Origin of the sequence: Leptospira alexanderi serovar Manhao 3 str. L 60 (assembly GCF_000243815.2) — a bacterium.
GTDB classification, from domain to species: Bacteria; Spirochaetota; Leptospiria; order Leptospirales; family Leptospiraceae; genus Leptospira; species Leptospira alexanderi.
Genome location: NZ_AHMT02000053.1, coordinates 89,421 through 102,422 on the forward strand (window position 1 = coordinate 89,421; position 13,002 = coordinate 102,422).

General features: G+C 40.0%; 9 protein-coding genes and 2 pseudogenes. 3 read left to right on the forward strand and 8 right to left on the reverse strand.

Features of this window, described 5'->3' with window-relative positions:
• Positions 1–13: 13 nt before the first annotated feature.
• Together LEP1GSC062_RS18245 and LEP1GSC062_RS18250 are read right to left on the reverse strand one after the other, a co-directional pair.
• Positions 14–658, reverse strand: a complete 645-nt coding sequence (locus LEP1GSC062_RS18245) for a DedA family protein (protein ID WP_020985142.1) — start codon at positions 656–658, stop codon at positions 14–16.
• 93 nt (positions 659–751) lie between these two features.
• The gene (locus LEP1GSC062_RS18250; protein ID WP_010576676.1) at positions 752–1,084 is read right to left on the reverse strand and encodes a hypothetical protein; all 333 of its coding nucleotides are present in this window, start codon (positions 1,082–1,084) and stop codon (positions 752–754) included.
• Positions 1,085–1,940: 856 nt separating this feature from the next.
• Between LEP1GSC062_RS18250 and LEP1GSC062_RS18260 the strand changes: the two are divergent.
• Positions 1,941–2,269 (forward strand): annotated as a pseudogene (locus LEP1GSC062_RS18260) (transposase); the annotation flags it as partial.
• Between the two features lie 83 nt (positions 2,270–2,352).
• Here the strand turns inward: LEP1GSC062_RS18260 and LEP1GSC062_RS18265 are convergent.
• Positions 2,353–4,269, reverse strand: a complete 1,917-nt coding sequence (locus LEP1GSC062_RS18265) for a DUF1561 domain-containing protein (protein WP_010576679.1) — start codon at positions 4,267–4,269, stop codon at positions 2,353–2,355.
• Between the two features lie 766 nt (positions 4,270–5,035).
• Positions 5,036–5,493 (reverse strand): annotated as a pseudogene (locus LEP1GSC062_RS18275) (carbonic anhydrase); the annotation flags it as partial.
• Positions 5,494–5,609: 116 nt separating this feature from the next.
• Between LEP1GSC062_RS18275 and LEP1GSC062_RS18280 the strand changes: the two are divergent.
• Positions 5,610–6,914 (forward strand): UvrD-helicase domain-containing protein, encoded by a 1,305-nt coding sequence (locus LEP1GSC062_RS18280; RefSeq protein ID WP_051201263.1) that lies wholly within the window; start codon positions 5,610–5,612, stop codon positions 6,912–6,914.
• A gap of 324 nt (positions 6,915–7,238) precedes the next feature.
• Here the strand turns inward: LEP1GSC062_RS18280 and LEP1GSC062_RS18285 are convergent, their stop codons facing one another.
• The gene (locus LEP1GSC062_RS18285; protein ID WP_039942602.1) at positions 7,239–8,798 is read right to left on the reverse strand and encodes an SDR family NAD(P)-dependent oxidoreductase; all 1,560 of its coding nucleotides are present in this window, start codon (positions 8,796–8,798) and stop codon (positions 7,239–7,241) included.
• Between the two features lie 663 nt (positions 8,799–9,461).
• Between LEP1GSC062_RS18285 and LEP1GSC062_RS18295 the strand changes: the two genes are divergently transcribed.
• Positions 9,462–10,661, forward strand: a complete 1,200-nt coding sequence (locus tag LEP1GSC062_RS18295) for an adenylate/guanylate cyclase domain-containing protein (protein WP_010576685.1) — start codon at positions 9,462–9,464, stop codon at positions 10,659–10,661.
• Positions 10,662–10,749: 88 nt separating this feature from the next.
• Here LEP1GSC062_RS18295 and LEP1GSC062_RS18300 read toward each other — a convergent pair whose 3' ends face one another.
• From LEP1GSC062_RS18300 to LEP1GSC062_RS18310, 3 genes are all read right to left on the reverse strand, one after another.
• Entirely contained in the window at positions 10,750–11,541 is a 792-nt protein-coding gene (locus LEP1GSC062_RS18300) for a CsgG/HfaB family protein (RefSeq protein WP_010576686.1), read from the reverse strand.
• Positions 11,542–11,558: 17 nt separating this feature from the next.
• Positions 11,559–12,002 carry a proline and serine-rich protein 1 family protein gene (locus LEP1GSC062_RS18305; RefSeq protein WP_010576687.1) on the reverse strand — a complete coding sequence of 148 codons (444 nt, stop codon included), beginning with the start codon at positions 12,000–12,002 and terminating at the stop codon, positions 11,559–11,561.
• Positions 12,003–12,067: 65 nt separating this feature from the next.
• Complete coding sequence (locus LEP1GSC062_RS18310) at positions 12,068–12,331, reverse strand: hypothetical protein (protein WP_010576688.1); 264 nt, start codon at positions 12,329–12,331, stop codon at positions 12,068–12,070.
• Positions 12,332–13,002: the final 671 nt, after the last annotated feature.

Sequence of the window (13,002 nt, forward strand, 5' to 3'; positions counted from 1 at the left end):
GGATCGAAAAAATTTAAGCCCGACTTTTTTTTCTTTCCTTCAGGTATTCGACCACCGCTGGCATGACAGAAATAATAATAATTGCAAATATTACAATTTTAAAATTTCTTTTTACGAAGTCCAGGTTCCCGAAATAATACCCGCCCAGAATGAAAATAGAGATCCATAGAATTCCACCTACGACATTATATGTAATAAATTTAACGTAGGTCATCGTTCCGATTCCGGCGACAAAGGGCGCAAAAGTGCGTATAATCGGAATGAATCTTGCGATGATGATCGTTTTTCCGCCGTAAACCTCGTAAAACCGATGTGCCTTTTCCAAGTGTTCCTTTTTGATCATCGGTATTTTTTCTTTTTCTAATATCTTTTCTCCGGTAAAATTCCCGACCGAATAATTTACGGTATCTCCTAAAATAGCGGCAATGATGAGAAGAATCAACGTGCTTCCCAGATCCAGAGAACCTCTCGCAATAAACGCTCCGACGGCAAAAAGTAGGGAATCTCCGGGAAGAAAAGGTGTTACGACCAAACCGGTTTCCGCAAAAATTATCAAGAATAGAATAACGTAAGTCCAGTTTTGATACGTCTGAATGATCGCATCCAAATGTGTTTCCAAATTTAAAAAGAGATCGAGAAAAAACTGAAGAGTTTCCAAATTGCCTCCCTTGTTCGAAAGAACGAGGTCCTATTGTGAATTGAATTTAGGATAGGATTTATCCGGGAGCGGGTAAGTCAAACGCGTAAAACCCTAAAAAAGCAAACGCTCTTTTTCCGGATTATAACGAAAAATTTTTGTCGGATAATTCAATCGGATCGAATTTGAGGAAATGCCTTTTCGATCCGGTTTGATTCTCGCGTCGAACTCAACCTCGTCTCCTAATTGAAGATCCATGGTTTGAAACTTTCGGGATAAATAAAACAACTGAGATTGGATGATCGATTTTCCAGAAATTAAAAGACAAATATCCTGCAATAGAATTCGGGATTGTTCCGGATTTTTATGATGTAGGATCGACCCAACCATTCCGCGAAAGCGGGTTCTTTTGCGGGGGAGAATGTGAATCGAGTTTTGCGCCGTCATTTTATCTTATAACCTTTCTTTCGTCGTATTTCTGAAAAAAGAAGTTTGATTGGGATCCAAATTTAAGGAACAACGATTTGGAATCTTGAAGAATATCGTTTTATATATCATGTGTTTGCCAAGTCTAAAAATTCAGTCCCGAAAAAACTTTAAATGTTGTCCTAAAATTTTCAGAATCGGATCGATTTTTACTTCGAGCGGAAAAGGCAATGAACTTCTGGATAAACTCCAATTCAAGATCAAGAATTTTCTAAAACGATTTTACTGCTTCTTTTCGGTGATCGAATCTGTCTCGATTCGTTTTTTACTACTCGGACGCATGAATAAAATACTATGATAAACTATTTCGAAAATTAGAATGTTGGAATATTCCTCTAAAAAGTCGAGATTTCTCGATTTGACTTAATTTTTGAGAACCGTTGTATTTTTGCAAAACCGGCCGCTTATTTTCGAGTATCATTTTCATGCGTCCGAGTAGTAAGAAACGTCATTTACACAAGATTGTTAATAACACCTTTAGCGATTGTATTCGTTTAAGTGTGTAAATGACTTGTGAATAAACAAAAAGTCACAAGAATGAGCAAATCAAAGAATCGAACGGAAGAACTATTCGATGAGTTAATCTAAGGAAAAATCCCAGAAGAGCTGATCGTAAAAGTTCGAGATAGCAATCATTTCGCGAATAACGTGAGTTCGGTTTAACAAATGCGAAAGCGATTGTAGCGGGATCAACAAATTGAAATGATAAAAACATTACGTTTTTCGAATGATCCTTCAATTTGTTGATCGGAGCGAAAAGCGCGGTCCAGCCCTTGTATGCAAGGGCTGGATTCGCCCGACTTTCTTACGTCGATTCGTGTTAAACAAAGTTTTTTATTTGGTTTTAGGAATCAATCTGCGAGGAATAAAAGAGATTCTTGCGTTTGGGTAGAACGCACCGAAAGAGCAAAGTTCTGGTTTCAGATCTTAACCGATTTAAAGTCTCGCGGAGTTGAAGATATCCTAATCGCTTGTGTTGACGGTTTGAAGGGATTTCCGGAAACTATTGTATCCGTTTTTCCTAATGTACAAGTTCAACTTTGTATCGTTCCTATGGTTAGGAATTCTTTGAAATGGATTTCTTACAAACAGAAGAAAGAGTTGGTGATTGATTTAAAGGCTATCTACAAATCTCCATCGGCAGAAGATCCCCAAGTAAAGCCTTTAGTGGATGCTAAGTAATGCGATTTCGATACTTAACATCCATTATAGTTTTTAAACTAGATCATTTACTGTAACGTGCACCTGCCTCCCGAACACTGATTTACTAACGAGCTGATTGGATATCTTCTCGAACCTCTTCTGTCGTCTCCTTCTCCAGTGCAATCTCTGTTAGAAACCATGAGGCCAAAAACACTTTCGTAAGCTCCCACCGGCTGTATCGTTGTAAGTACTAGCATAGTTCTGTCCGGTCCTTCCAGATTAGAAAGTATCTCCTCCGGATTAGTCCTGGGCATTAAAGATGACCTGTAGTCGTTAAACGATGTCGTAGGTGTGTTTGTTCGAATTGCCACTAACCCCTCAGAGGTCCTAATAATTGGAACAGCATGTCCCGAAATAGCTCCGTTCGTACGTTGCCTTCTCATTAATACCAACCAAATACTTCCAGGAGGTGAATTTATGAGTGATCTAATATGAGATAACATTTCAGGCCGAGTGGTCATTGGAGCAGAACTTTCCCATTCGTACTGAGGCATCATAATCGCAGTAGATGCGTATGCCAACACTCTGCCTCTGTTAGCGTATGTCGCAGGCACATTTGTAAGTAACCTGTACAATTCCTGATAACGTCGGCTAAACGAAATAAAAGGATCCCTATCAGGAGCTGTATCGAAGAAATAGCCTCCACTTTGAAGTGGTCTTTGAGAATGATACTCCTGGAGTTCTGCTAACATTTGAAAGCTATGCAGTAGGCAAACGCCGCACACCCCCGCCTGCTGGGGTCTGTAACCGGGTCTTGCAGATTCATATGTGGCTGATCTAGCTATGTCATAAAACCTTCTAATCCAATCATCAGTTAATTGAAAGTCAGATGGTAGGTTCCTTTTTACTCTTTTATACGCATGGCTTTTCTTATTGCCGGCTGGACAGTACTGTTCTGTATTTCCAAGATTACCGGTTGTGTAACGTGCCCAATTCAATAAATCTTTATCAACAAAAAACAGAGACGTAGGACTATGGGTAGTATCTGTTTCCAAATAAGAGGGTTTAACTGTATAAGCAACACCCCAATGCGGCCCGGCCTTGGTAACTCTAAGTATATTGCCTTGATAATCTGTAATCATCCCTCCTTCTTTTGTCTCAAAATATATGTTCCAATACGCGGAATTCTCCTTACTGGTGACAGGTGCGTCACTACACGGTACCCAATAAACCCAATTCCAATTATATTTACCTACCTTAGAATACATACAAGTGAGGAGTCCACTAGAAGGATTGAATTGGGCAAGATGTCCATTTTCGGGATTGTAGTAGATAGGCGTAGTATTTCTATCCGAACCTCCCGAACGAATAAAGTAGCGGCCGGCTATATTATTCCAAAGCCCATCGCCCCAATTCGAATCCCAAGCTATGGAAGTCTGAATACTAACGTTTCCAGGAGTAGCCACTGTCTTAACCCAATCATTCATCGTAGAGTCTAAGGTGTGGTCGTAGTTATCCTTGGAGGTTTTTGAGATATAGGCAAGCCAGTGCACATCCTTCAACCGATAACGCCCATCCGCAGTCCAAAAGGCGTTGTTCTTTACTATCCATCTTTGTTGAGGATCATTGATAGTACAAGGTCTGAGGCTCACATAATCCCAGTTTGTTTCCCCTTTAATTACTTTCTCTGGAGTGGTAACACATAGCCACGTGTTATTAATGTAATAAGAAATTCTTTGAAACACGTCGTATCTTGCTTTAGGAGTTTTATCCCCGCACCCCTGAAGCTGTATATAACTTTCATTACTGTTAAACATAGGAGTGTAACAATAATTTTTCCCATTATGTGCAACGATCTTAATAGGTTTATCATTTGGTTTATCAGTAGGCTTTTGAACAATCGAACCTGGGATACCACTCGATGAAATAGAGTTTCCCCCGTAAGTAAAACTAACTCCAATTGAAACTAACAAAACTACCGTCAGAACTATCCAACGACCCATTCTTACCTCCTTTTTTTGAAAAATTAAGACGTAGTTTGCACGCTAGGGATATAAGACAAACATACATTCCTGGCAAATTTTGTCCGAACCGGTTTGTTGATAAGTCGGACTATCCGATTGAGTGGAAAACATACTACGTCGTTTTAACATGTTACCATTCTTTTTGCTTCTAAATGAAAACAGATATTTTCATTTTTTAGAATATTCTAATAAAAAGAAATGAAAAAATGTTTTTATGAACACATTGCGCGGCTATCATAAAATATCAAATAAAAATTCATTCTATATAAATAGAATAAGGTATGTGTAGCTTTGGTAATATTTCATGTAATGCAATTGATTACTCAAGTGAAATTTCTGTACAAAAAAATCTAAAAAAACGTTAATACGAAAATAAAAAATAATTAAAGTAAATTTTGACTAACTTACTACTCGGACGCATGAAAATGATGCTCGAAAATAAGCGATTGATTTTGCAGAAGTGTGGCGTTTCTTAAAAATTAAGTCAAATCGAGAATTCCTGACTTTTGAGAGGAAGATTCCGGCATTCTAATTTTCGAAATAAGTTTATCATAGTATTATATTCATGCTCACGAGTGGTGGTCTGTATAAATATATAAAAATAAGAAACATTATATTTAAATATTCTAAAGTAATTTTTATACATCAATTTAGGAATTATTCTCAAATTATCCAACTATCAATCCGCTTTCAATCGTAATGCCACACTCTGCTTTGAAATGTACATTTTAATTTAATAATTTGTTTCAAATTTTGTTTTGCGCGACTTTGCCACAATCTTAAAGTTTTCTGTAATTTCCACGGCGTCCGGATCTATGTATTTGGATTTAGAACCATCGATGATCGGATGCGCGTTATCCGGAACATTATCTAACTCATACGACATACCAGCTTATTCAAAAAGGAAACGTCTTCGGAAAGATCGATTTTCGCCTCGGTTCCGTAAGCCATTCCTTTTTAAACTGCGTCTGCAAAATCCTGTAATCCGTAAGTTTGTAACCAAGATCGCGGCCAAAGATACCAAAGGAATTTTTGCGATCCAAGTCGGAATTAAAATCACTGAGGTAACAAAGCGGAAAATCGGGTTCTAACCCCTGATTGTAAATTCGCGGAGCTCCGAACGATTGCGGAGGTAATCGGCAATCAATCGTAGAAAACAGATTGAGTGAGCAATTTCCTATTTTTAGATACAATTCTTCTTTTAAGTTTCAAAGAAGAGTTCTTACCCTTGCTTCTAAGCCGGTAAAAAACATTAAAAAAATTGAATTTTCCCTCTCCAAGATTTGAAATCCGGAACCGTATTCGTAAGAGGAGAAAAAATGAAAAAGGAAGTTCAATATAGCCCGGCCCAAAAAGCGGTGATCGAAGAGAATTCAAGATTCGTACAAGTTATAGCTGCGGCGGGTTCCGGAAAAACAAGCACGATGGTAGGGATCATTGAACGAATCTTGGTTGAAAATCTGTTTCCAGAAGAATCTATTTTAGTCTTAACATTTTCGAGAAAAGCGGCCGGAGAAATTTCGAATAGAATTCAAAAGTCTACCGAGAAAAATTCCATACGAGTCCAGACGTTTCACGCGTATTGTTTGTATGTGCTGGGTCGCTGGCATCCTAGATTTATAGTTCAAAAACCGAAGATCCTTCCGTTGGAAGAGAAAAATCAATTCTATCGCGAATTCTTAAAAAAAGAACGAAATGAAATCGGAGGGATTCCCTACGAACTTTTTTGGGCAGAGAATATTCCTTATATCCGCGAGAATTTTGCCGAGCTCAAAAAGAATCTCGAATTCGCTTATCAAAAATACAAAAAGGAGAATGGTTTTTTAGACTTCGACGATCTGGTAAGAATGTTTTTGGACGGTCTTCGAAATGAGGAAGAATGGACTCATGAATCCAGAAATATACTTCGAAAAATCATTGTAGATGAATTTCAAGATACGGATTTGGAACAACTTGAGTTTCTTCAGTTGTTATCCCGGAGCGCGTCAATTGTCGTTGTAGGGGACGACAGCCAAGCGATCTATAGTTTCCGGGGAACCGCACCCGGAGCGTTTTTAAGTTTTCAAAAACTTTTCCAACCTTGCAAGCTTCATTTCTTAAATACGAATTATCGCTCCTTACCGGAGATCATTCAAACGTCTGCGATTCCGATCCGAAAGAATCGGGAAAAAATCGAAAAAGAGGTTTTTCCTTCGCGTCAAGGGAAAGCTTTCGTCGGTAAGATCCTCATGGAAGAAGCGGCCGATCTGATTCCTTTTTTAATTCGAGCGATTCCCAGCTCCGGGGAAGATTTGAAAATTTTATGTAGATCTAATTTTAGAATTTCTGAATATATAAGAATTGGAATACCAGATCGTTATCTTATGACGATTCATTCTAGTAAAGGTTTAGAATTTCATACCGTTTTTACGGACATCGCGGACGGCTGGAACGCCAGATACGATTCTCCTTTGGAAACGATCGAAGAGGAAAGGAGAATTCTCTATGTGGGTTTATCGAGAGCAAAGGACCGTTTGTTGGTTTTGGGTGCCGCTAAGAATTCGAGAAGAGAAACGATCGAAAACGAGTTCTTCCGCTATTTCAAAGGACTAAAAAAGATAGAACCCGAAGATCTTTCGAAGTAAATAACGCGATTTCGATATAATTGATGCGAAAGCGATTGAAGGTGGAAACTAAAGCAAAACACTCCCTATGGGTCGTGTTTTAAGATCAACAAATTGGAGCGACGAAAGAATTTCATTTTTCGAACAAACCCTCAATTTGTTGATTAGAGTAGAAAGCGCGGCCTTTGGCAATCTCACTCCCGATAGATCGTTCGATTGGTCGTCATTTTTTCTATGAAATTCGCGACCTGTCGCACGCCCCTTAGGAAGTGCGACACTTTAGTTTCTTATTCGCCCAAACTTTTTTAAGTCGAATTCGCGTTAAATATAATGTATTCTTTTTCTTTACCAATCGATCGGAAAATAATCCTTTAAGAATTTACCACACCAATGTTTTCCGGTGAGAATTCCGTCAAAGAACGGATCGCAGACCCTCGCAGCGCCGTCGACGATATCCAAAGGAGGTTGAAAATCATGGAGATCCTGCTTCTTCTGGGATAACTCGATCGGGTCTTCGTCGGTTACCCAGCCCGTGTCGACGGCGTTCATATAAATTCCGTCTTTTGCAAAATCAATCGCGGAAGTATGCGTAAGCATGTTCAACGCGGCTTTTGCCATATTGGTATGAGGATGTCTGTCCTCTTTTTTAAAACGATGAAATTTTCCTTCCATCGCGGAAACGTTTACGATATGTTTCAGGCCCGTGTTCTCACGTCGCATAACGGAAACAAGACGATTGCAAAGTACAAAAGGAGCGACCGCGTTTACGAGCTGAACTTCCAACATCTCGGAAGTTTGAATTTCGCCTAACTTAAGCCGCCAACTGTTCGTTTTTCTAAGATCGACTTGTTGAAGATCCGCATCCGTTTGGCCTTCGGGAAAAACCGTACTCCACTCGTAGGAAGTATCGTGGGAGTAAGGTATTTGTGAAAGTTGTGCGGAGGAACGGATTCCCACTCCGGGAATTTTTCCGTTCCAACCTACGGGAAGCGCGGCCTCGTTCGCAAGGTCGGTTCCTCCGAAAGACGCAAGTTTCCGTTTGCAATCTCTATGAAGTTTTAGAAGTTGTCCCGCTTCTTTCGGTATATCATGAAAGTCTAATGATTCGAATTTCATCAGATGAGTATAGAACCCGGGAGGTCTACGAACCGTCTGGGCCGCGTTGTTGATGAGAATGTCCAAACGATCCACGGTTTGTTCTATATAACTCGCAAAAAGTTCCACACTTGGAGTATGTCTTAAGTCCAGACCGAAAATCTGGAGGCGATCAGACCATCTGGAAAAATCGTCTTCTTTAGAAAATCGTAATGCGGCATCGACGGGAAAACGAGTGGTCGCGATCACGGTCGCACCGGCTCTTAAAAGCATTAGGGTCGCTTGATAACCGATCTTCAATCTAGAACCGGTGATCAATGCGACTTGGCCGTGTAAAGACGCTGTCTGAAATCTTTTCTTATAATTCAATTCTCCACATGGGGGACACATGGCGTCGTAGAAAAAATGAAGCCGGGTATATTCCTTTTTACAAATATAACAGTTGCGAGGCGAAGAAAGTTCCGGTGCGTTCTCGCTTTTCCAGATATCAGTTTGATCGGTGATTTGTAGAGGCGCCTTAAATACTGGGGTCGTTCTTGCGGTTCGGATTCCGGTCGCCGCTCTCGCTTTTCTTTCCTGAGCGACGATCTCTTTTCTTCTGGAATGTTTGATCGTTTTGTTTCGAATCCGAATTTCGTTCCGGTTAGGTCGGGAAATCCTACCCGCAACAGTCATCAATGCGATTCGTTCTTTTTCGGGAATAGACGTTAGCAGTTCGGGATTTTCCGTCAATGATTCCAGAAGCCGGATACATTTTTGAATTTCATCAATGGCCGGTTTGTTTTTGCCGTTTGTTTGAGAATCGCTCATATGCCTGTTTTTTTAAGGAGAATCCACGTTCTTCTTTCCAACTATACCTCAAAAAACAAACTCTTGAGCAACTCTATTTCCTAACTAATCTAACGTGAGTTCGGCCTAAGGAGCAAGTAAAAGTTGTAAATTGTTTCTGGTGCCCATATCCGGAGAACGGTTCACAGCTTTTTAAAACGGAGCTTTAAAACGAGGATTGAAATATACTCTTGTTAAGACCTGAGAGTCTCAGCGATTTTTTCCTAAAAGGGTTTTTGTTTCTTCACAAACAAAGGCTTTAGAATTCCATGAATGAAAACAGGCGGGCTAAAAGGTAAAAAGACAGGTTAGGCTTTATATTGTTTTGGAATTGTTCTGAGAACGAATCGTTCATTGCGAAACCAAGACAAAGATTTTTGAATATGAAAACTATTATCTTTACATTTTGTATGATTCTTTTTTGATCGATAATTCGATTCAAACAAAGAACATAATGCAAAATAACGGGTCGTTTTCCGAATGGAAAGATTCAATGCCAACGTCTTTTCCGAAACTCTGATTCCTACATAGTAGGGTATCCTGAATTTTAAAACGAATTCTTATTTAGGAGAGGAATTTTAGACATCAACTTTGAATAAAATCGAAATCATAGGTCAACCGTCTAAAACAAAAGTGTAAAACCGCATGAACAATCTAAAACAAAACATAACGTTTGCAAGTGATGAGGGAATGAAAAGTATTCTGAATTGGTTAACCAGCCCGGAATCCAGAGCCCTGGAAGCAAAGGAACTGATAGAGATGCTGAATCGAAATATTATAGAGGCGGGAGTTCCGGTTTGGAGATTTTTTACAAGTATTCCCACTATGCATCCCGAGGTGATGGTGCGTTCTCTCATCTGGACGAGGGGAGAGGAGACACAAGTATTATTCATTCCGCATGAGGGACTCAAGCAGCAGCAATACAAGGATAGTCCTATCTATCTCATTCGAGAAGAACAAAAGGATTTCATTCGTTGCAAGTTGACCGGTCCGGACGCGGATCTTTCGTACCCGATTTGTGTCGATTTATACGAAAAGGGCGGAACGGATTATTGTATTTTCGCTTCCGTATTCGGAACAAATATTCGAAGCGCTATGTCCTGGAGCACGGACGCTCCCGGAGGGTTTTCGGAGGAACAAATCGAATTCTTGAATTCGATTCGAAACGTTCTCTGCTTACGTTTGGACCTGGAATCCAGGAAATTTGCCATCAACGAACTCTTAGAAGTATATCTAGGTTCCAATGCGTCCAAAAGAGTTTTGTCGGGAGAATTTAGAAGAGGGACCGGTGAAACGATGTACGCCGCAATTCTTTGTGCGGATTTAAGGGACTTTTCCTATTTGAGCGAAAACAATTCTCCCAAAAAAATCGTGGAAATTTTGGACAATTATTTCGAACTTACTGCACAGCCGATTCAAGAAGAAAAAGGGGAAATTTTAAAATTCATCGGAGATGCGATTCTTGCCGTTTTCCCCGCGGAAACCGACCCGAATCAAGCCTGTTTAGCGGCTTTGAATGCCGCTCAGAAAATTAAGAATTCTGTAATACGATGGAATACGGAACATCCGGATTCCCAAATTCATTTGGGTATGGCTCTGAATGTTGGAGACGTAGTTTACGGAAACGTTGGCGCAAAGGACAGACTCGATTTTACCGTGATCGGTAACGCAGTCAATCAGGCCTTTCGGGTGGAGTCGTTGTGCAAGGATTTAGGAAAGAACATCCTTACCACCGAAGAATTTACAATCAAAGCCGGAAAAGAAAATTTTGAATTTGTAGGAGCAAAACGACTGAAAGGAATTAGCGGAGAAAGGAATATTTATTCTCCTTTGGACAAGAACTAAAGTACGATTTTTATCCAGAAGAGCGTAACCAATAGAAAGAAGAGTAGCCTATGAAAATCTATAGGCTACAAGATATTGACACCCTCGATTAATTCACACTTCCTTCTTTCCAAGCTTTCAAAGTTCCGTCCAATTCACGTGCGACCGCATGGGCCATCCCTTGCGCATACTCTTCCAGAGAATCGCTAAAGGTGCTACTGCCGGTCGGAGGGCTAATCCCCGTCATAACGATCGAACCATCCTGTGTGGAAACGAGCTTGATTTGATATTTAAGTTCGTATTGCGTTTTCGAAACTCTCTCACCTGTACTCATATCCGTAGTAAAAATATTTTTCTGTGCGAGCTTAGTGACTTCAATCATCAAAACGGCGTCAATCCCCGCCAATTTTCCCAATTCGATCGCGTTCTCTTCTACTGTGGAACCGGATAACTTCGGCTTCTTTTGATTCAGGACCGATATCAATTGATTTCTTTCGACTAGTTTATAACCGTTGTCTATAAAAGTAGAACCAAGAGTATCGGCAATTTCTAATGTTGCCGCATTCTTAGCCACAATTTCAGGGTCGATGAAGTCGCCTTTTACGGTGCGACTGTTTTTATATTCGGAACTCGCACTCGGTCCCGTAATACTCAATGCGTATGCGAAATCGCGGCCTATACCGACCGCGGATATTCCGCCCGTATTTATAGTATGTTTTGATTGAGAAGTAGTCGTAATTTCTCTTTTTAATTTAGGGTCTTGCACCGTCGGAATCACCGAAATGCTCTTTACTTGTTTCATTTTGAGCTGATTCCCTTTGAAAGCCTGCACTGAAATACAACCAGCCAAGCTAAACATTAAAGTAATCGCTAGAATAAAAATTCCTTTTGTGTTCTTCATAAATTATTATATCCTTCTTATTGTTCCGTATATTCCGTATAACAATAGCGTCCCGGTCCTTCTCCCCAGCAGACGATCTTCTTCGTCACTTTTGGGGGCTTTGGTAGCGCGGATTCTATGCCATCCAATAAACTTGCCGCGCTCTTCTTATCCTTATCATAAGAAAAACGTTCAACAATCACATATGCATTTTCAGGATCCTCGATTCGATTCCGAAGTGAAGTAAGAGCTTTGATTTTGTCCGTTGAAAAGCTAAACAAATCCATCAATTCCGCCACTTGTTCGGCGGTGAATGTCGCTCTAGGGGCTTCCGATTTCAAAACCGACAATTTGCCATCACTAAAACCTTCTTTATCGATTCGGCCTTTGATATTGGCGAATGTACCATGGTTCACAGCAGCTACCGAAAAATTAACTATCAGAACGATAGCAATCGTTACTACTTTCTTTAAAATATTCATTTTTAGTTTCCTTTGTGTCTTAGTCAAATTTGATCCGAATTTACCTAGGGACTTTAAACTATTCCTTATTCGACTTTCACTTCTCCGTTCTGAATTACAATCTTATCGCTCCCCGCAGCTTGAAAACTGCCAAGACCGGAAATACGAACCGTACATTCTCCGCAGATACTGCTCAGTTTCTTCCCCGGATTTAAAACCTCATCGTGTTTTGTACCCGCATCATCATACTGAATTCGATACGAACTCTTGTCCTTATTTACTATATCCACCGCAAAGATAGAATTAAAAAATAGTAATATACTAACCAACAAAATGTTTTTTTTCACCATAGACCGCCTACAAAATTTTAACCAGAGTGACTCAAACAAAGCACAGAGTCTATGATTTTTTGATTCATTTGCCCCCATGGATAACTCATATTATAGTTTGAGAGATTTATCTCTCCCGAACCATTTATAATCGATATTATAATAACGTGAGTTCAGCGTAAGAAAGTTTGGGGGAATAAGAAACTAAAGTGCAGCGACTCGCTATGGGCGTCGTCGCAGCTCGCGAATTTCATAGATAATGGCTCGCGACCCGCGCTTTAACTCAATGCTCTCCCTACGGTCGAAACATATAATCGCTTTCGTATTTTGTTGTACCGAACTCACGTTAAATACCTAATTCCTTTACGGTGTGAGTTCCTTCGAACGGCTTCAAAAATGCTCCCCAAAGCGGTTTCTCTTTACAACAATGTTAGACCGCATGAGTCGCTTCTCTTTGAGACACCTAGTTCATTCGAAAATAAATTTACTAAAAATAAGAGAAACAATGGTCAATAGAATGAAACTCAGTGTTTCGCTCTCCACAGATCGCTTATCTCAGCTATGCTTGAGAAACAACGCATTTGCTTCGCGGCGTATGTTTGTTTCGTTTCTATTGACACTCTACGGATTTTAAAATTCCGTAAAACAACGATGCGAACTTCTTAGACAACGCCGTGGTTCGCAGGCTCTTC